The 17815-nt window shown below is 59.3% G+C and carries 20 protein-coding genes; 7 read left to right on the top strand and 13 right to left on the bottom strand.

Features of this window, described 5'->3' with window-relative positions:
- The first annotated feature begins 178 nt into the window (after window positions 1–178).
- Window positions 179–1282, top strand: coding sequence for an NADH:flavin oxidoreductase (locus tag N2A98_RS22220; RefSeq protein WP_078803792.1), 1104 nt, complete (start codon window positions 179–181; stop codon window positions 1280–1282).
- Here N2A98_RS22220 and N2A98_RS22215 read toward each other — a convergent pair.
- On the bottom strand, window positions 1251–2453 hold the full coding sequence (locus tag N2A98_RS22215) for a glycosyltransferase family 1 protein (RefSeq protein ID WP_069557789.1): 1203 nt from the start codon (window positions 2451–2453) through the stop codon (window positions 1251–1253). The genes N2A98_RS22220 and N2A98_RS22215 overlap by 32 nt on opposite strands.
- A gap of 54 nt (window positions 2454–2507) precedes the next feature.
- Window positions 2508–3272, bottom strand: a complete 765-nt coding sequence (cysZ, locus tag N2A98_RS22210; RefSeq protein ID WP_044274345.1) for a sulfate transporter CysZ — start codon at window positions 3270–3272, stop codon at window positions 2508–2510.
- A gap of 294 nt (window positions 3273–3566) precedes the next feature.
- Between cysZ and trxB the strand changes: the two genes are divergently transcribed.
- Complete coding sequence (gene trxB, locus N2A98_RS22205) at window positions 3567–4529, top strand: thioredoxin-disulfide reductase (RefSeq protein ID WP_275622652.1); 963 nt, start codon at window positions 3567–3569, stop codon at window positions 4527–4529.
- Between the two features lie 693 nt (window positions 4530–5222).
- Here trxB and N2A98_RS22200 read toward each other — a convergent pair.
- The 9 genes from N2A98_RS22200 to N2A98_RS22160 all read right to left on the bottom strand — a co-directional run bounded on the left by N2A98_RS22200 (window position 5223) and on the right by N2A98_RS22160 (window position 11975).
- A complete protein-coding gene (locus N2A98_RS22200; protein ID WP_044268381.1) occupies window positions 5223–5561 on the bottom strand; it encodes a HopJ type III effector protein in 339 nt (112 codons plus the stop codon).
- 92 nt (window positions 5562–5653) lie between these two features.
- Window positions 5654–6430 carry a TorF family putative porin gene (locus tag N2A98_RS22195; RefSeq protein ID WP_275622651.1) on the bottom strand — a complete coding sequence of 259 codons (777 nt, stop codon included), beginning with the start codon at window positions 6428–6430 and terminating at the stop codon, window positions 5654–5656.
- Window positions 6431–6535: 105 nt separating this feature from the next.
- A complete protein-coding gene (locus tag N2A98_RS22190; protein ID WP_275622650.1) occupies window positions 6536–8263 on the bottom strand; it encodes an amidohydrolase in 1728 nt (575 codons plus the stop codon).
- 177 nt (window positions 8264–8440) lie between these two features.
- Window positions 8441–9325: a helix-turn-helix domain-containing protein gene (locus N2A98_RS22185; RefSeq protein ID WP_275622649.1), complete on the bottom strand. Its 885-nt coding sequence runs from the start codon at window positions 9323–9325 to the stop codon at window positions 8441–8443.
- A gap of 57 nt (window positions 9326–9382) precedes the next feature.
- Window positions 9383–9679 (bottom strand): DUF1244 domain-containing protein, encoded by a 297-nt coding sequence (locus N2A98_RS22180; protein ID WP_044268371.1) that lies wholly within the window; start codon window positions 9677–9679, stop codon window positions 9383–9385.
- Between the two features lie 15 nt (window positions 9680–9694).
- Complete coding sequence (gene folX, locus N2A98_RS22175) at window positions 9695–10066, bottom strand: dihydroneopterin triphosphate 2'-epimerase (protein ID WP_003194073.1); 372 nt, start codon at window positions 10064–10066, stop codon at window positions 9695–9697.
- Window positions 10067–10068: 2 nt separating this feature from the next.
- Window positions 10069–10629 carry a GTP cyclohydrolase I FolE gene (gene folE / locus N2A98_RS22170; RefSeq protein WP_044268369.1) on the bottom strand — a complete coding sequence of 187 codons (561 nt, stop codon included), beginning with the start codon at window positions 10627–10629 and terminating at the stop codon, window positions 10069–10071.
- A gap of 20 nt (window positions 10630–10649) precedes the next feature.
- A complete protein-coding gene (folM, locus tag N2A98_RS22165) occupies window positions 10650–11360 on the bottom strand; it encodes a dihydromonapterin reductase (protein ID WP_044268366.1) in 711 nt (236 codons plus the stop codon).
- Between the two features lie 57 nt (window positions 11361–11417).
- Window positions 11418–11975 carry a hypothetical protein gene (locus N2A98_RS22160; RefSeq protein ID WP_057710535.1) on the bottom strand — a complete coding sequence of 186 codons (558 nt, stop codon included), beginning with the start codon at window positions 11973–11975 and terminating at the stop codon, window positions 11418–11420.
- 213 nt (window positions 11976–12188) lie between these two features.
- Here N2A98_RS22160 and N2A98_RS22155 point away from each other — a divergent pair, with 213 nt between their 5' ends.
- Window positions 12189–13157 (top strand): MerR family transcriptional regulator, encoded by a 969-nt coding sequence (locus N2A98_RS22155; protein ID WP_275622648.1) that lies wholly within the window; start codon window positions 12189–12191, stop codon window positions 13155–13157.
- On the opposite strand, the gene N2A98_RS22150 is transcribed toward N2A98_RS22155, so the two are convergent.
- Window positions 13148–13753: a hypothetical protein gene (locus N2A98_RS22150; RefSeq protein WP_125970679.1), complete on the bottom strand. Its 606-nt coding sequence runs from the start codon at window positions 13751–13753 to the stop codon at window positions 13148–13150. The genes N2A98_RS22155 and N2A98_RS22150 overlap by 10 nt on opposite strands.
- 58 nt (window positions 13754–13811) lie before the next feature.
- Complete coding sequence (locus tag N2A98_RS22145; protein WP_047711753.1) at window positions 13812–14279, bottom strand: PAS domain-containing protein; 468 nt, start codon at window positions 14277–14279, stop codon at window positions 13812–13814.
- A gap of 129 nt (window positions 14280–14408) precedes the next feature.
- Here N2A98_RS22145 and N2A98_RS22140 point away from each other — a divergent pair, with 129 nt between their 5' ends.
- The 4 genes from N2A98_RS22140 (at window position 14409) to N2A98_RS22125 (ending at window position 17754) form a co-directional block, all read left to right on the top strand.
- Entirely contained in the window at window positions 14409–14864 is a 456-nt protein-coding gene (locus tag N2A98_RS22140) for a flavodoxin (RefSeq protein ID WP_275622647.1), read from the top strand.
- 175 nt (window positions 14865–15039) lie between these two features.
- A complete protein-coding gene (locus N2A98_RS22135) occupies window positions 15040–15822 on the top strand; it encodes a class II aldolase/adducin family protein (RefSeq protein WP_275622646.1) in 783 nt (260 codons plus the stop codon).
- Window positions 15822–16724, top strand: a complete 903-nt coding sequence (locus tag N2A98_RS22130; RefSeq protein ID WP_044268347.1) for an alpha/beta hydrolase — start codon at window positions 15822–15824, stop codon at window positions 16722–16724. The genes N2A98_RS22135 and N2A98_RS22130 overlap by 1 nt, the downstream gene beginning before the upstream one ends.
- Before the next feature lie 118 nt (window positions 16725–16842).
- Window positions 16843–17754 (top strand): SDR family oxidoreductase, encoded by a 912-nt coding sequence (locus tag N2A98_RS22125; protein ID WP_044268345.1) that lies wholly within the window; start codon window positions 16843–16845, stop codon window positions 17752–17754.
- The last annotated feature ends 61 nt before the right edge of the window (window positions 17755–17815 follow it).

The following is a 17815-nucleotide window of genomic DNA, read 5'->3' as shown; positions in this document are numbered from 1 at the left end:
CCAACGATAACGCGCGCTTCCTTAAATACGCGACGTCCTCAGGTGCTTCGTGAACAAAGTCGCGCCTACAGGTATTGGGGTGCTTCTGTACCTTAATCATTTAGATCAATAGTGCTATGAGTGGCGCTGTGGTCTGCATATTATCCACGTCATAAATTTCTTTGCCGTGGAGCGTTCCATGCCCGTCCAAGCCTTGTTCAAACCCTTCCAGCTCGGTGCATTGCAACTGTCGACCCGCGTGGTCATGGCGCCCATGACCCGTTCGTTCTCCCCAGGTGGCGTACCCAACTCCAACGTCATCGAGTACTACCGCCGCCGTGCGGCTGCCGGTGTGGGCTTGATCATCACTGAAGGCACCGTGGTCGGGCACCAGGCCTCCAACGGCTACCCCAACGTGCCGCATTTCTACGGCGAAGCCGCGTTGGCTGGCTGGAAGAAAGTGGTCGATGCGGTCCACGCCGAAGGCGGCAAGATTGTCCCGCAGCTGTGGCATGTGGGCAGTGTGCGCCGTATCGGCACCGAGCCTGACGCCAGCGTGCCGGCTTATGGCCCGATGGAAAAGCTCAAGGACGGCAATGTCGTTGTGCACGGCATGACCAAGCAAGACATCAAGGACGTGATCAACGCCTTCGCCCAGGCCGCCAAGGATGCCCAGGCGATCGGCATGGACGGCGTGGAAATCCACGGTGCCCACGGCTACCTGGTCGACCAGTTTTTCTGGGAAGGCAGCAACCAGCGCACCGACGAATACGGTGGCAGCCTGGCCAACCGTTCGCGCTTTGCCATTGAACTGATCCAGGCGACCCGCGCCGCTGTCGGCCCGGACTTTCCGATCATCTTGCGTTTCTCCCAGTGGAAGCAGCAGGACTACACCGCGCGCCTGGTACAAACCCCTGAAGCGTTGGGTGAGTTCCTCAAGCCACTGGCTGACGCTGGCGTGGATATTTTTCACTGCTCCACTCGCCGTTTCTGGGAGCCGGAATTTGAAGGCTCCGACCTCAACCTGGCCGGCTGGACGCGTCAGCTTACCGGTAAGCCAACCATCACCGTGGGCAGCGTGGGCCTGGATGGCGAGTTCCTGCAGTTCATGGTCAACACCGACAAGGTCGCCCAGCCTGCCAGCCTGGAGAAACTGCTGGAGCGCCTGAACAACGATGAGTTCGACCTCGTGGCCGTGGGCCGTGCGTTGCTGGTGGACCCGGATTGGGCCGTGAAGGTGCGCGAAGGGCGTGAGGGCGACATCTTGCCCTTCAGTCGTGAGGCGTTGATGACCCTGGTGTGAGCGGTGAGAGGGCAGGCACTCGCTGACTGTCCTCGCATACCCCACGCAACTGGCGCTCGAATTGCTCGATAATCGCCGGCCAGCCCTGACGGCTGGCATGTTGTCGGGCATTCAAGCGCGCTCTGCGTAGCGTTTCGCGCTCCTCCAGCAGCCAGATGGCCGCATCGCAAAACGCGTTTTCATCCCCGGGCATTGCCAGTGCACCGCTATAGCCATGACGCAGATGCTGGCTTGCGGCTGCTTGATCATAAGCCACCACGCCCAGGCCTGAAGCCATCGCTTCAAGTACCACATTGCCGAACGTTTCGGTCAGGCTTGGGAACAGGAACAAATCCCCTGAGGCGTAATGCTTTGCCAACTCCTCGCCGCGTTGAGCTCCGCAGAACACCGCATCGGGCAAGTCACGTTCCAATGACGAACGTTGGGGACCATCACCGACGATAATCAGCTTCATGCGCCGCCTTGGGTAGGTAGCTTGCAATGCCTCAAAGCAGCGCTTGAGCAGCCCCAGGTTCTTCTCCTGAGCCAGGCGTCCCACATGCAGGACGGCAATATCGTCGTTCGCCAAGCCCCAATCATCACGCAAGGCATTATTGCGTTTGGCTGGATGGAACAGATGGCTGTCCACCCCCCGCGACAGCATGCCCAGACGTTCGAAATGCCGGCGTTCCAATTCCAGGCGCTGGCTTGCGCTTGGCACCAGGGTCAGGCTCGAGCGGTTATGAAACCAACGCAGGTAATGAGTGACCACGCGGCTCAACAGGCTCAAGCCATACTGGTTCGAATACTGCTGGAAATTGGTATGAAAGCCGCTGACCACGCTGATGCCCAGGCGCCGCGCGGCGCGCAACGCCGAAAGCCCCAGCGGCCCTTCGGTGGCGATATACAGCACATCGGGGCGCTGGCGCGTCCAGCGGCGCAGTAACTTGCGCATTGACGATTGGCCCCATTGCAGGCCTGGATAGCCGGGCAGTGGCCAGCCGCGGCACAGCAGCAGTTCATCGTCGCTGGGGCGGCTTTGGTCGGCACTCTGGCGTGGGCGTACCAGCTCGACCTGATGGCCGCGTGAGCGCAAACCTTCGCACAGGCGGCCAAGGGTATTGGCCACCCCGTTGATCTCCGGCGGGAAGGTTTCGGTAATGAGGGTGATGTGAAGCGAGGCTGTCGTCATGACCCACAGTGTCGGCGTGGGCCATGTCGCCATTGTGTCAGTGCGATGATGGATTTATGACTTGGCCACCGCTTGCTGCGCCATCGTTTCGGCGCCTTGTTCACGCACCCAGAACAACGTCGCCCCGGCCACCGCCGCTGGCATCATTAACAGGTTGACCACCGGCACCAGCAGCACCAGGTAAACAATGCCGCCAAAGCTCATGCTCTGCCAGCGCTTCTGGCGCAGCCACGCGAGCATCTCGTTCCAGCCCAGCTTGTGGTTATCGGCCGGGTAGTCGATGTACTGGATCGCCATCATCCACACGCCAAACAGCAGCCACAGCGGCGCCGCGATCAGGTTGACCACCGGGATGAACGACAGGATAAACAGGCCGATGGCACGTGGCAGGAAGTAACCCAGCTTGCGCATCTCCCGCGCCAGGGTGCGTGGGACCATGGCGGCCAGTTCAGCCCAACTGAACGGCGGGAAGTCATCGGTGCCACGTACCACGACCTCAACCTTCTCGGCGAGAAACCCGTTGAACGGCGCGGCGATGATATTGGCGAGCATGGTGAAGGTGAAAAACACCATCAGCACCACCAGCACCACAAACAGCGGCCACAACAGGTAATTCAAAAAGCCTAGCCAGTGGGGCAGCGTTGGCATCAAGCTATCGACCCACAGGCTGAACTGATGGCCGGCGAAATAGATCAACCCGACGAACAACACCAGGTTGATCGCCAACGGCAGCAACACGAACAGGCGCAGGCCAGGGCTCAACACCAGTTTGAGGCCTTCACGCAGGTATTGCGGGCCGGAAAGAGCAGGGGCGGGCATGGAGTACTCCGAGCAAAATGGCGAACGCGCCGACCTTACCGGCTTTGCTCCTGATGTGAAAGCGTGGGCAGGTAGGCGACATCCAGGGTTACAAAGGGGTCGATTAACTTGAATGCGCGCATAGAGAACACCTATGAGCTGGATTGTTAATGCGTATTTCCTTAATCTTGCCCCCCTCGATACGCTGCACCCATTATTTTTCAGGACCTGGCGAGTTAAAGCCTTCCCCAAGTGCTTCGCCGTCCTTTTTTATTCCCGCTGCCCTGTGGTCTGGGCGGTCGGTAGGAGTGAGTCATGTCAGATACCCGTCATTCCCGAGTGATTATTCTCGGTTCCGGCCCTGCCGGTTACAGCGCCGCTGTCTACGCTGCCCGGGCCAATCTAAAGCCGCTGCTGATCACGGGCATGCAGGCGGGCGGTCAGTTGACCACCACTACTGAAGTCGACAACTGGCCGGGCGATGTGCACGGCTTGACCGGCCCGGTGCTGATGGAGCGTATGAAAGAGCACGCCGAGCGCTTTGAAACCGAGATCGTCTTCGACCATATCAACAAGGTCGACTTCTCGAAAAAGCCTTACAGCCTGACCGGTGACAGCGGTGTGTACACCTGCGACGCGCTGATCATCGCCACCGGCGCCAGTGCTCGATACCTGGGCCTGCCGTCGGAAGAAGTGTTCATGGGCAAGGGCGTTTCGGCCTGCGCCACCTGCGATGGTTTCTTCTACCGCAACAAGCCGGTTGCCGTGGTCGGCGGTGGCAACACTGCCGTGGAAGAGGCGCTGTACCTGGCCAACATCGCCAGCACCGTGACCCTGGTTCACCGCCGCGAGACCTTCCGCGCCGAGAAAATCCTGATCGACAAGCTGCACGCCCGTGTCGCTGAAGGCAAGATCATCCTCAAGCTCAACGCCACCCTGGATGAAGTCTTGGGCGACAACATGGGCGTGACCGGTGCGCGCCTGAAAAACAACGACGGCAGCTTCGACGAGCTGAAAGTCGACGGTGTGTTCATCGCCATCGGCCACACCCCGAACACCTCGCTGTTCGAAGGCGTGCTGGAAGCCAAGGACGGGTACCTGGTGGTGCAGGGTGGCCGTGAAGGCAATGCGACTGCGACCAACATCGAAGGTATCTTCGCTGCCGGCGACGTGGCAGACCACGTCTACCGCCAGGCCATCACCTCGGCCGGCGCTGGTTGCATGGCGGCCCTGGATGCCGAGCGTTACCTCGACGGTTTGAAGGACGCTTCGTTCTAAACCCGTTGACTCAAAAAAGCCGGCTGCGAAGCCGGCTTTTTTATGTCTGCGATCCAGCCCACACAGTAAAACAAATGTGGGAGCTGGCTTGCCTGCGAAGGCGGCCTAACAGCCGACGCCAATCTACCTGACACCTCGCAATCAAACTGTGGGAGCGGGCTTGCTCGCGAAGGCGGCCTAAACAGTCAACACAGTTGGACCGTGTACATATCCATTCCTGCGGTAACGGCCACTTAGGGTTCCGCCCTGACGGCGGCTCACTTTTGAACAGCGCAAAAGTAAGCAAAACGCTCTTGCCCCACCACTCGGCACCTCGCTTGGGCTCGGTGTGCCCGTAATCCGCCAGTGATTCGGGGGGCCGCCGCCACGCGCCATCCATGGCGCGGGGCGGCTAAACCGGCATCCCTGCCGGTTTACCCCCCAAATCCCTGTCGAATTCCGGCCAGCGTGGTTTGACGGGGCGCCTAAGATCAAAAGCAGATCAAGATCAAGAGCGGCTCGCTTCGCATCGTGGTTACCGGTCAGTTAAGCGGTCATCGCTTTCTGTAGGAGCGAGCTTGCTCGCGAAAAACGTCAACGATAACGCGTGCTTGCTGAATGAGCGCGGCGCCTTTGAGTTTTTCGCGAGCAAGCTCGCTCATACAGGCATCAGGGCACGCCCGGCTCCCACATTGAGCGGGGTCGACGATGAAATCAGCGGCGGGTCAGAGGCTGTTCAGCAAATTTCACTGCGGCCAACCCATGGGCAATCAACGCCCGAATATTGCCATGGTCACTGCCGTCCGGAGTGGCCACCACCGACCGGTAATGCTCACCAAACGCCAGCAGTGCTTCCTGATCACTCAACCCTTCCAGCAGCGCCAGACCCAAGGTCTTGCACGACCCTTCATTTTGCCCGGCGGCATTTTCCACACTGCCGTTGGTGAAGGCTTGCGGTTGGTAGTCGTAACCGGCGGCGATAAAGGCCAGGGTGTCGGCAAAGACATGTTCGCCGCTGTTGAGGCTGGCGCGCAGGGTATTCAAATCAGTCATCGGTTCTGGCTCTTTCTTAACGGGTGTAGGTGAGATTACCTATAGTAACTTTTTCAAGGTTATTTCGAACCACATGCAAGCTGACGGGCGGGTTAGAACGTCTTGCTTGCGCCGGCCACTATTGTTGCGCTGCACAGGTTGTCGAAGCCGGTAAAACTGGTGCATTCGGCTTTCGAGAGGTCGGTGTCGATATAGCTCAGCGACCAGTTAACGCCGCCCAACTCGCGGCTGAGCTTGATTTCCCAGTTGTGATAATCGGCACGGCCGTTGCCGTTGTTACTGAAAAATACATCGTCTTTGTAGTCGACGTATTCATAGCGAGCTTCCAGGCCGACCTCTGCGGGCAGCACGGTGTGGTAACCGATGAACCACGATGACAGGTCCTCGTCTTGTTTACCCTTGTGGAACTCGCCATGTTCATCCTCGTAGTCAGGGCCTTTCATGTTGCGCACGTATTTGCCGCCGAGCAGAACGCCGTAAACATCCAAAACAGTCTTGAGTTCGCCCTGGTTGTAATCGCTTTGGCGCGGGTACTCATACTGCGTGTAGAAAGTGTCCAGGCTGATGCGGTCATGGATTTGCCAAAAATAGCCGGCGAAATATTCGATTTCCTGGCGCGTTTTGGAGCCATTGCCAAAGTCGACATTCGAGGTCCAGACGCCGGCGTACAAACCACTGGCGTGGTTGAGGGTAATCCCCAGTTGTGCGGCAGGGTCACCCAGGGTTTGCGAGATGCCACTGGTGCGATAGTCGCTGACCAGCGCGGGGTTGATGATGAGCTCGAAGCTGTTGTTGAGCTCGACGGCTTGAGCGTTGATCAGGGGCGTCAAGGCGAGCGCTGCAAGCGTGAAGACGGAAAGTGCGTTCATAGGAGTCTCTTATTGTTATGAGTGTGTGAGTTATTCCAGGCGCGAGTGTGCCCAGCGCCGCTCTGGGAGCGGCGTCAGGTGTTTGCGTAATATTGAGCGAGTGGGTCAGATCTGTTTGCCGGAGAAGAAGGTGTTCAGGACCTTGGTCTCGAATAGCTCGTCGTCGCTGACCTTGAACACATCGCGATCAAGGACGATCAGGTCAGCCTGCTTACCGGGTTCCAGAGAGCCGATCTGTTGATCCAGGCGAAGGGTTTTGGCGGCGTTGAGGGTGTAGGCGTAGAACATGGTCTGGCGATCAAGGCTTTCCTTGGCGTTAAGCACCCCCAATGGGCCTTTACGCGTACTGGCCTGAGCAATGGCATTCCACGGGTTGGGGCCAGAGACGGGCCAGTCACTGCCGCCCGCGATGGTTGCACCCGCGTCATGCAGGGATTTGGCGGGGTACAGATGATCGTAGGCAAACTTACTGATGTAAGGCTTGACCAGTTCTTCGGTGTAACTCTCGCTGGTGGCCCACAGCAATTGCATGGAGGCAATGACCCCCAGTTGCTTGAAACGAGGGAAATCGTCTGGATCGACCACTTGCAAGTGCGCGAGGCTATGGGCCACAGGCGTCGGGTTGAGGCGGCGCGCATAATCGAAGCCATTGAGGGCTTCACGTACGGCGCGGTCACCGTCCGCGTGCACATGCATGATCCAGCCGCGCTTTTCCGCAGCCACCACCAACTCACCGAAATGCTTCGGATCGATCAGCAACTGACCGCGTTTATTAGTGTTTTTGTAGGGGGCGATGACCGCTGCGGTCTGCCCTGGAAACTCCATGATGCCGTCAGCAAAGATCTTGATGCCGGGGAATGTCAGATTGGGCACGCCCTCGAATTTTTTCATCACCTTGGCCACGACTTCCAGGTCGGCCGGCTTGCTTTTGGAGTTGGTCAGCATCAAGGCGGCGACGTGGGCACTGAGTTCGCCCTTCTCGGCCAGTTCGCGGTAGAACGGCAGCACGCCGTAGCTCTGCTCCGTGGCGGTGAAGTCGAACAGCGAGTCGCCATTGCCGGCGTTTGATGCCGCATCCATCCATGCGGTGACGCCATAACCATTATTGACCTTCACCGCTTCGCGGGCAGCCTTGAGCATGATCTCTTTGCTCGGTGCAGGAACCTTATTGCGCACCTGATCCCAGCGAGACTCGGCAAAATAACCGGTGGGGGTGAAGTCGTTTTCGTGACCGATGTAGTCACGCTCGTTCGCAGGCAGGCCTTTTACCAGTGCTGCATCGACTTTCACACGCTTGAGCATGGCGTTGTTGGCCCAGCCGGTGTGGCCGTCGATGCCACTGAGCACCAGCGGTTGGTCGGCCCAGCGGCCGTGGTTGAAGATCTTGCCCAGTTCGCGGCTTTTATCCCAATAGGCCGAGCTGGTGCCGGCAATTAAGATGACGTCCCCGGATCTGGCCCGGCCTGCCTTATCTTGCTCGATGATCCATTGCTCAAGCTCGGGCAATGGCTTTTCTTCATCCAGCAAGTTGGCACCCAGACTCGCGAGGCCCGCAGACACCGGATGGCTGTGAGTATCAATCATGCCGGGCATCAACACCTTGCCCGCAAGGTCGAACCGTTGAGTGGTGGCATCGGCGAGGGCATTGATCTGCGCATCGCTGCCGACTTCGAGGATTTTTCCGTTTTCCACCGCCACCGCTTGAGCCAGCGCTTGGCCGGGGACACCGGTGAAAACCTTGCCATTGGTGAATACCAGATCGGCTGCTGCCATGGCCTGCAGGGAGGGGACCGTTAACATCGCGGCCAGAACACAGGGAGTCAATCGCTTCATTCAAAGGTCCTTTTTATTGATTTTGTTCTATTGAGGTTTTAGCGACGCGGCACAGTGGCCGGCGAACGCACGGTTCCTTGTTTGAAGTCGATAATGCGGGCGCAAGAAGGCTGGCCTCTATCCGATTTACGCTTGCGTGCGCGCATCATTTTGGTGCGCAAGCGCTTGGGGGCCGATTCAGCGGGGACGCGAGAGTGTGCGGCTGGGGAGTTCACCAAAGAGCTGGTAATAGGCCTGGGAGAAACGGCCCAGGTGCCAGAATGACCAGCGCATGGCGACTTCCGCCACGGTCGTCTCTGCGGGCACCTTGCGCAGTAAGTCGCGGCGGGCAAAGTTCAATCGGCGTAACCGCTGCCATTGGCTGGGTGATACACCGATAGAAGACGTGAAGCGTTGTTGCAACTGACGAACAGACACCCCCGCGCCGTTGGCCAGTTGCAACACATTGAAGTGTTCTTGCGGGCTGGCCATGACCAGGTCGAAAACCCGTTGGATAAGACGGCGGTCATGGGCTCGGTGTTTCAGGCTTGCCAGGTCCGGCGTCTGGCTCGGGCAATCGAGGATATACAGGCAATCGTCGACTAGCTGTTGTGCCAGCCCTGCTTCAGGCACCGGGGATTGCCCCACGGCCAACCGTTGAAGCGTGCTGCTCAACCAGTGGCCAAAAACCTGGCTCTGCCGGGAAACCAGTGGGGTGAGGAACATGCCATCCAGGTTGTTCAGATTCAGGCAATCAAGTTGCTTGAGGTATTGAGGGCCGATCACCACCGCGACTTCTTTATAGTTTTGCGGGGTGACCCAGGTGTTCTGACTGTCCTCGTTGAGCAGGTACAGCGATCCGTCACTGGTATCAAAACTGAAGACCAATGAACCGGCGGGCGCATGGAAATGCTGCTCCACCCGCGTGTTCATCTGCTCTTCATACACCTCGATGCCGTCCAACTGCATGTACACAACTTTGCCCCGAAAATACCCTGGGGACATTTGCTGGTAGTGCTCCTGCCAGCCGGAAATCGCCAGTTGCTGATCCACATCCGCAGTATCAAAGGTTTGAATCTGCATGCTTTTGCTTTCCTGGTTTTTCCCGCGGGCTGGCCCCACGTCGTGAGGGCTTAGCGCCTAACCCTGGGGGGTGCCTTTGGCAAACGCGGCCTGTTGGTCGGCGTTGGCTTCTTGCTGGTATTGGGCTTTCCACTCGGCGTACGGCATGCCGTACACCACTTCACGGGCGTCATCGAGGCTGAGCTCGATCTGGCGCTCGTCGGCTTCGGCCTTGTACCACTTGGACAGGCAGTTGCGGCAGAAGCCGGCAAGGTTCATCAGGTCGATGTTCTGCACATCCTTGCGGCTGTCCAGGTGGGCTACCAGTCGGCGAAAGGCGGCGGCTTCGAGTTCGAGGCGTTGTTGGTCGTTCATAGGGCTCACTTGCTATCAGCGGCTGGCGGCCAGAGTGATCGAAACCGACTCGGCAAAACGCAGCGCGTGGGGTTTGTCTACTTCGACTTCGGCGTACAGCACCGATTCGTTGCTCATCACCAGGTCCAGCAGTTCCTGGGTCAGGCGCTCCAGCAGGGCAAAGCGATTGCCTTCGACGTGAGCGATGATGGCCTTGGTGATGGTGCGGTAGTTCAGGGCGTGGTCGATGTCGTTGTCACGTACGGCTTCCTGGGCGGCATACAGGATGGTCAGGTTGATCAGCACATCCTGCTTGTTGAGGATCTCGTCCTCGTTGATGCCGATAAAGGTGCGCAGGCACAGGTCCTTGACCCGGATACGCGCCATGCCTGGTTGAAGTTGTGGCATTGCTACTTGCTCCGTCCAATCAGTTGCAGGAACTCCATGCGGGTGGTGTTCGACTCGCGAAAGGCGCCGAGCATCACCGAGGTGTTCATGGTTGAATTCTGTTTCTCTACGCCGCGCATCATCATGCACATGTGCTTGGCTTCGATCACCACCGCCACGCCGGCGGCCTGGGTCACGTCCTGGATGGCGTCGGCGATTTGCCGCGTGAGGTTTTCCTGGATCTGCAGGCGTCGGGCGAACATGTCGACAATGCGCGCCAGTTTTGACAGGCCCAGCACCTTGCCGGTCGGAATATAGGCCACATGGGCCTTGCCGATAAAGGGCAGCAGGTGATGCTCGCACAACGAATACAACTCGATGTCCTTGAGGATCACCATCTCGTCATTGTCCGACGCAAACAGCGCGCCGTTGACGATTTCTTCCAGGTTCTGCTCATAGCCATGACACAGGTACTGCATGGCCTTGGCGGCACGCTTGGGCGTATCGAGCAGGCCCTCGCGCTGCGGGTCTTCGCCCAGGCCCTTGAGGATTTCGCGATAGTGGTGGGGCAGGGATACGGTCATACAACATCCTCAAAAACGGCTTACTTGATATGCCGCCCACCGTTGACGGTCAGGGTGGTACCGGTGACATAGGGGTTGTCCAGCAGGTAACGCACGCTCTGGTAGATCACCTCGGGCCCGGGCTCGATGCCCAGGGCCGACTTGGCCAGGACCTTGGCGCGATAGGTTGCGTCATCGCCTTCGTTGAACATCACCATCGCCGGGGCAATGCCGTTGACCTTGATCAGCGGCGCAAACTGCGCGGCAAACGATAACGTGAGGCTGTCGAGCCCGGCCTTGGTGGCGCAATAGGCGATGTGCTGCCGGCTGCCCTTGCGCACCACGTCATCGCTGATATGCACGATATCGGCGGGTGTCGAACGTTGCAGCAAAGGTGAACAATGCAGGTTGATCAGGTACGGCGCAAGCATGTGCACGCTGAACATGTCGATAAAGGCACGGCTTTCGTCGCCCGGAGTTTCCGCGACCCAGGCTGAAGCGTTATGGATGATTGCGCGCAAGCTTTGGGTATGGGTTTTCACTGCGCCAATGAAAGCCAGCACGCCGGCTTCGCTGGAGAAGTCGGCAAACACGCCGATGGCGCCTCGCTCACGCAGCGCCTGCACGCCGGGGCGTTCGCTGCGGTAGCTGAACATCACCGATTGGCCCTCATCCAGCAGGCGCTCGGCGCAATGCAGGCCGACACGCTGGCCGGCACCGGTGATCAGGATCGGAGCGTTGGTTGCATTCATGGGAGGCTCAAGTCGCTGGCAGGCTCAAACTATACCAGCGCCCCGGCCTCCCTGTACTCAAGCGGCGGCTTCGGTGACCTTGCGAGGGGGCGAGGGGTGCAGCCAGTTCGCCAGCAGGTGGGTCGACAGCGGTATAAAAAGGTAAACCATCAGCGGGGTCAGGGCAGCGGTGCTCACCAGTACACGGCTGAACAGGTCCAGCTCATTGAGCAGCGAGCCCAGGCCGAAGTTGAACAGCAGCGATACCGGGAAAAATGCCAGCCAGATGGCCACGGCCTGTTTCCAGCGTGGCGGGCGGGCACCTACTGCGCCAAACCAGCCATCGATACCGCTGACACGGTGCTCCGACGGGTCGGCAAACAGCTCGCTGCCACGGCTTAGCCACGCGCCGCGCGAGGCTGAGAATTCCCACGCATGCAGGGTTTTTTCATCGGCAAAGCGGAAGATGATCTGGAACTCATCATCATGAGGCGGCGGGGCCAGCACGCCGGAACCCAGGTAACCGGGGAAGTCAGTCGCCAATTGCTCGCCTTCGCGCAGCCAGGCCATCAACTCTTCGTAGCGACCCTTGGCCACGCGGCGCGCAACCATCAAGGTGACGGGTGAGGTAGACATCGTATATCTCCAAATCAGCAAGTGCGCCGAGCCGGGTAGGCTGTGCACGGACGAAGCTGCGGGGTGGTGCAGCGACGCAAAAGAACAGGCAAGGATTATTCCGGATTTGCCCAAATACGCCAGAAACTTCGGATGGATCGCCGTAGATCTTGAATCATGCAGTTCAATCGGCGTTAAATAGTATTCAAATTCATACAAGTTTTTAGACCGCTGATGCCCGAAATCACTGCGCCTCTTCGCGAAACGACACCCGACAGCCACACTGACTGCGAGGGGCTGTTTCCGATTCGTGAAGTGGCAAGACTCACGGGTGTGAACCCGGTGACGTTGCGTGCGTGGGAGCGTCGCTACGGTTTGATCCAGCCTATACGCACCGAAAGTGGGCACAGGCTTTACTCAAGCACCGATATCGACACCGTGCACCGCATCCTCGACTGGATCGAGCGGGGCGTGGCGGTGAGCAAAGTCGGCAAGCTTTTGGCGCGCGACCCACAGGCCAACGAACCGGCCACGGCGTCACGCAGCGATACCGAACTGGAGTGGCGCCAGTGGCAGGCGCAACTGCGGCTGGCCATCAGTGCTTTTGATGATCGTGAGCTCGACCGGTTGTATGGCCAGATCTTCAGCGTCTATTCGACGACCGTGGTGTTCCAAGACATTTTGCTCCCGCTGTGGCAGCAGTTGTTACGTCACCAAGGCCGCTTTGGCCAAGCCAGCGAGTGGCTGTTCTTCGATAACTTCCTGCGCTCGCGCGTCGCACGCTGTCTGCAAATGGCCTGTGCCTCACCCGTGCCCAGGGTGTTGCTGTCAGCCATTGCCGGAGAGTGCCGTGAGCTGGAGTTACTGGTGGCGGGCTTGTTGATGTCGAGCGAGAAGCTGGCGGTCAAGGTCCTGGGCGTTGGCCAGCCACTGGATGAATTGACGCTGATCTGCGAGCGCACCCGACCGCAAGCCTTGGTGCTGTTTTCCAACCACGCCCCTGGCACAGAGTTGGCGTCGCGGCTCAATCGCCTGGCCTTCACCCTCGATTGCCCGTTGTTACTGGCTGGAGAAGCGTCGGACCTGGCAGAGCACAGCCTGGAGGGTTCGTCGATTGGTTGCCTGGGCAATGACGGACGCTTGATGCCGCGCCGCTTGCAGCAACTGCTCAGCGGCCATCTGGGGGCCGAGTCTCAGGCGTGAACGTGCGGATGCACCAGGCGGTGTTGGTGCAGGATGAACTGGCGTAGCCGTTCGATCTCATCGGCATCGCTCTGGCTCAGGCGATAAGCGAACAAGCCTCGGGCGGTTTCGCGCTCCAGCGTGCCGCGCAGGGCGATGCGCTCGTAGCCGGAAGGGCTGAACCACAGGGAAAAGGTCTTCGGCGGTTTGACCCGGCCACGCACTTCTACCAACACACCTTTGAATGACACTTCGTGCACCCACAACGCGCTGGCGTAGCCCTTGATGTTTTCCAGCGCCACCGGCGTTTCAAGGGCCAGGCGCCACGGGCGGATCATCGGCCCGTCTTCAAAAATGCTCGGTACGCCCAGGCGCAAATGCACAGCGTGAAACTCATCTTCCACCAGGTGCAACGGGAAGGTGAGTTGCTGGTTGTCGAACTGCGCCTGGATGGTGACTTGGTCGTGAGCCGCTAGCCGCGTGAGCAAATCGCGAATCTGTGCCCCGCCATTAACCGTCAGGCTCGACCATGCATCCCGCAGGTTGAGCTGCGGGTTGTGCTGCATGTCCTGGATAAAATCCAGTTCGTCCTGCGTCAATAGCGTGTCGCGTTGCATTGATCTAGCTCAAGGCTGAGGCATTAAAAAGCCATTATCGCTCTAAAGACCGCGTTTTTTACAGTTTGTTAAATCCACTCGTCGCCTTGAGTGCCGCGAGCTCGCTCTTGAGCTCGGCCAGCTGGGCTTCCAGTTGAGCGACACGCTGTTGTGCCTTGACTTGAGTGGTGACGTCTTTCTGCACGCCGACGAAATAGGTTTGCTTGTCGACCTCGTTGTACACGGTGGAAAGCGATAGCTCGTTCCAGAAAGGCGTGCCGTCCTTGCGAAAGTTGCGCAGGATCTCCCTGCAGGCGCCGCCGCTGTCGAGCGCGTCACGAATGGCGATCAAGGCCGGTTGGTCGCGGTCGCCCGACTGCAGGAAGCGGCAGTCCTGATACAGGATCTCGTCGAGGGTATAGCCGGTCAGCCGTTCGAAGGCCGGGTTGACGTAGATCAGCGGTTTGTCTTTGCCTTCGCGTTCGGCAACGACGATCCCGTCGTTGGACGCATTGACGACCATTTGCAGCAGTTTAGCGTTAATCATTGAGCGGTCCCTGGCCTGATTTTGACCTTGCCAGTTTATGGCAAGTCTGGAATGTTGCACGGTGCGCACTGAAATATTCCCACAGGCTGCTAATATCCCACGCTTTCACTCAACTACAGGATCAGATTGATGAAAGTCGCCATCCTCTCCGGCTCGGTCTACGGTACGGCTGAAGAAGTCGCTCGCCACGCGCAAGAAATCCTCAAGGACGCAGGTTTCAACGCCTGGCACAACCCTCGTGCCACGCTGGCAGATGTGCAGGCCTTTGCTCCCGAGGCATTCCTTGCGGTGACCTCGACCACCGGCATGGGCGAGCTGCCCGACAATCTGCAACCGCTGTATTCGACCATTCGCGACCTACTGCCCGCCGCCTGGCGCGGCCTGCCAGGTGCAGTCATCGGCCTGGGCGACGCCAGCTATGGCGATACCTTTTGTGGCGGTGGTGAACAAATCCGCGAATTGTTCGCCGAGCTGGGTGTCCACGAAGTGTTGCCAATGCTGCGCCTGGACGCCAGTGAAAGCGTTACTCCGGAAGCTGATGCCGAGCCTTGGCTGGGCGAGTTGGTCACTGCGCTGCGCGGTTGAATACCCGAGAGCGCCGTTATTGACGGCGCTTGTTTGACCCATATCTGTACTATTCTCATGACTGACTCGCTCAGTCATCAAGCTGGCTGCCAAGGAAACTCCTTGCGCCTCGGCGTCTGACTAGACTGGCTCTCACTTTAGACACAATAAGAAGTGCGCCAAGGAGGTCATTGCCATGAGCCTAGCCCCTGCTCCATCGCCACAAAACGTCAAAGCCCAGGTCAGCCCCGCTGAATGGCAAACCCGCGTGGACCTGGCGGCCTGTTATCGGCTGGTGGCCATGCACGGCTGGGATGACCTGATCTTCACGCATATTTCGGCGAAGGTGCCGGGCACTGAAGATTTCCTGATCAACCCCTATGGGCTGATGTTCCACGAGATCACCGCGTCGAGCCTGGTCAAGGTTGACCAGGCCGGCAATAAGCAAATGGACAGCCCCTACGAGATCAACCCGGCGGGCTACATCATCCACAGCGCCATCCACGAAGTGCGCCACGATGTGACCTGCGTGCTGCATACCCACACCGCTGCGGGTGTGGCGGTATGTGCGCAAAAGCAGGGCGTATTGCCCATCAGCCAGCAATCGCTGTTCGTGCTGTCGAGCCTTGGCTATCACGCCTATGAGGGCGTGGCGCTCAATCACGAGGAAAAGGCCCGCCTGCAAGCGGATTTGGGCCAGCACAATTTCCTGATGCTGCACAACCACGGCCTGCTGACCTGCGCCGGCAGCATCGCCGATACCTTCCTGATGATGTTCACCTTCCAGCGCGCTTGCGAGATCCAGGTACTGGCCCAGAGCGGCGGCACCGAGTTGATCGCCATCGAGCCGCAGATTCTCGCCGGTGCCAAGGCGATGGTGGCAGCTGTCACAAAAAGCGCCCAAGGTATGGGCGGTGCGCTGGCCTGGCCGGCACTGCTGCGCAAATTGGACCAACAGGACCCCGGGTATAAAAGCTGATGCCACTCGCCGAGATACCGCTCAGAGCCTGGCGCAAGCGCGGCCAGGACTTCGTCTTTCGTGGCCACACCGTGCGGTATTGGGTGGCCGGGCAGGGTGAGCCGTTGCTGCTGATTCATGGTTTCCCCACGGCCAGCTGGGACTGGCATTACCTGTGGCAGCCCCTGGCCCAGCGCAACCTGGTAATTGCCTGCGACATGCTCGGCTTTGGCGACTCGGCCAAACCCTTGAACCACGACTATTGCCTGCTGGAACAGGCCGACCTGCAACAGGCGCTGCTTGAGCACCTGCGCGTAGAGCAGCCGGTGCATGTGTTGGCCCATGACTATGGCGACAGCGTCGCCCAAGAGTTATTGGCCCGGCATTACGAGGGGCAGTTCCAGATGGCGAGTTGTGTATTTCTCAACGGCGGGCTGTTTCCGGAAACCCATCGGCCGGCGCTGGTGCAAAAGCTATTGCTCAGCCCTCTGGGCTGGATGATCGGCCGGGCATTTGGGCGCAATGCCTTGGCCAGCAGTTTCAACCAGATTTTCGGCCCCCAGACGCGACCCAGTGAAAGTGTGCTGGATGATTTCTGGAGTTTGATCAGTTGCAACGACGGCCCGCGTATCCTGCACAAACTCATCGCCTACATTCCCCAGCGCCGTCGTCTGCGCGAGCGTTGGCTGGCGGCCATGCAGCAAGGCGAAGTGCCGTTGCGGGTGATCGACGGCGAAGTAGACCCGATTTCCGGTGCCCATATGGTCGAGCGCTATCGCCAACTGGTGCCTGAGCCCGACACGATAAGGCTGGCCAATATCGGCCACTACCCGCAGATCGAGGCGCCGGTCCAGGTACTCAGGCACTACCAGGCGTTTCGTGAGCGCATCGGCCAGCCGTCACCGCGTGCGGCCTATTCCTGAGTCTGCGCATCATCCTGCTGCCTTATCAGGCACCATTCAGCCCTGGGCGTCTTTATTGTGACCAAAGGCTGCGTGCGTGACACTCTGCCTATTCCCATTGTCCCCAGCGGAGTTCGGTATGAGTGAGTCAGTGCAGTTCCAGGATAAGGTCGTGATCGTCACCGGCGCCGGTGGTGGCTTGGGCCAGGCCCATGCGCTGCTGTTCGCCAAGCACGGGGCCAAAGTGCTGGTCAACGACCTGGGTGGCTCAACCCAAGGCGAGGGGGCCAATGCCTCGGCGGCTGACCGGGTGGTGGCGCAGATTCGCGCGGCGGGCGGCATTGCCGAAGCCAACCATGACTCCGTCACCGACGGCGACAAAATCGTACAGAACGCCTTGGATGTTTTCGGCCGGGTCGACGTGGTAGTCAACAACGCCGGGATCCTGCGCGACAAGACCTTCCATAAAATGGATGACAGCGACTGGGACCTGGTTTACCGGGTGCATGTCGAAGGCGCCTACAAAGTCACCCGCGCCGCCTGGCCGCATTTGCGCGAGCAGGGTTATGGCCGGGTGATCTTCACGGCGTCTACGTCCGGTATCTACGGCAACTTCGGCCAGTCCAACTACGGCATGGCCAAGTTGGGCCTGTATGGCCTGACCCGCACCCTGGCGCTGGAAGGGCGCAAGAACAACATCCTGGTCAACGCGATTGCTCCTACCGGTGGCACGCGTATGACCGAAGGGCTGATCCCGCCGCAAGTGTTCGAGCGGCTCAAGCCAGAACTGGTCAGCCCGCTGGTGGTGTACCTGGGCAGTGAAGCCTGTGAGGAAACCGCAGGCTTGTTTGAAGTGGGTGGCGGCTGGATCGGCAAGACCCGCTGGGAGCGTAGTCTGGGTGTGGGTTTTGATCCCGAGGCCGGTTTTTCGCCGGAAGATGTGGCCGCGCACTGGCAGCAGATCTGCGACTTCGAAGGGGCTGCGCACCCCAAGGACAACATCGAGGCGTTGAAGGAAATGATGGCCAACTTGCAGAAGTTCAGCCTCTGATCATTGCCGGTAAATCAATGAATCCCACGGGGCGTCGATGACGCCCCGTTTTATTTTTTGC

Source organism: Pseudomonas sp. FJ2-5-13 (assembly GCF_029201605.1).
Lineage (GTDB): Bacteria > Pseudomonadota > Gammaproteobacteria > Pseudomonadales > Pseudomonadaceae > Aquipseudomonas > Aquipseudomonas lactis.
This window is presented reverse-complemented; position numbering and strand designations above follow the sequence as displayed.

Excerpts from the sequence above, each read along its gene's own strand:
- N2A98_RS22220 (WP_078803792.1), top strand. The coding sequence starts at position 179 with ATGCCCGTCCAAGCCTTGTTCAAACCCTTCCAGCTCGGTGCATTGCAA.
- N2A98_RS22215 (WP_069557789.1), bottom strand. The coding sequence starts at position 2,453 with ATGACGACAGCCTCGCTTCACATCACCCTCATTACCGAAACCTTCCCG.
- cysZ (WP_044274345.1), bottom strand. The coding sequence starts at position 3,272 with ATGCCCGCCCCTGCTCTTTCCGGCCCGCAATACCTGCGTGAAGGCCTC.
- trxB (WP_275622652.1), top strand. The coding sequence starts at position 3,567 with ATGTCAGATACCCGTCATTCCCGAGTGATTATTCTCGGTTCCGGCCCT.
- N2A98_RS22200 (WP_044268381.1), bottom strand. The coding sequence starts at position 5,561 with ATGACTGATTTGAATACCCTGCGCGCCAGCCTCAACAGCGGCGAACAT.
- N2A98_RS22195 (WP_275622651.1), bottom strand. The coding sequence starts at position 6,430 with ATGAACGCACTTTCCGTCTTCACGCTTGCAGCGCTCGCCTTGACGCCC.
- N2A98_RS22190 (WP_275622650.1), bottom strand. The coding sequence starts at position 8,263 with ATGAAGCGATTGACTCCCTGTGTTCTGGCCGCGATGTTAACGGTCCCC.
- N2A98_RS22185 (WP_275622649.1), bottom strand. The coding sequence starts at position 9,325 with ATGCAGATTCAAACCTTTGATACTGCGGATGTGGATCAGCAACTGGCG.
- N2A98_RS22180 (WP_044268371.1), bottom strand. The coding sequence starts at position 9,679 with ATGAACGACCAACAACGCCTCGAACTCGAAGCCGCCGCCTTTCGCCGA.
- folX (WP_003194073.1), bottom strand. The coding sequence starts at position 10,066 with ATGCCACAACTTCAACCAGGCATGGCGCGTATCCGGGTCAAGGACCTG.
- folE (WP_044268369.1), bottom strand. The coding sequence starts at position 10,629 with ATGACCGTATCCCTGCCCCACCACTATCGCGAAATCCTCAAGGGCCTG.
- folM (WP_044268366.1), bottom strand. The coding sequence starts at position 11,360 with ATGAATGCAACCAACGCTCCGATCCTGATCACCGGTGCCGGCCAGCGT.
- N2A98_RS22160 (WP_057710535.1), bottom strand. The coding sequence starts at position 11,975 with ATGTCTACCTCACCCGTCACCTTGATGGTTGCGCGCCGCGTGGCCAAG.
- N2A98_RS22155 (WP_275622648.1), top strand. The coding sequence starts at position 12,189 with ATGCCCGAAATCACTGCGCCTCTTCGCGAAACGACACCCGACAGCCAC.
- N2A98_RS22150 (WP_125970679.1), bottom strand. The coding sequence starts at position 13,753 with ATGCAACGCGACACGCTATTGACGCAGGACGAACTGGATTTTATCCAG.
- N2A98_RS22145 (WP_047711753.1), bottom strand. The coding sequence starts at position 14,279 with ATGATTAACGCTAAACTGCTGCAAATGGTCGTCAATGCGTCCAACGAC.
- N2A98_RS22140 (WP_275622647.1), top strand. The coding sequence starts at position 14,409 with ATGAAAGTCGCCATCCTCTCCGGCTCGGTCTACGGTACGGCTGAAGAA.
- N2A98_RS22135 (WP_275622646.1), top strand. The coding sequence starts at position 15,040 with ATGAGCCTAGCCCCTGCTCCATCGCCACAAAACGTCAAAGCCCAGGTC.
- N2A98_RS22130 (WP_044268347.1), top strand. The coding sequence starts at position 15,822 with ATGCCACTCGCCGAGATACCGCTCAGAGCCTGGCGCAAGCGCGGCCAG.
- N2A98_RS22125 (WP_044268345.1), top strand. The coding sequence starts at position 16,843 with ATGAGTGAGTCAGTGCAGTTCCAGGATAAGGTCGTGATCGTCACCGGC.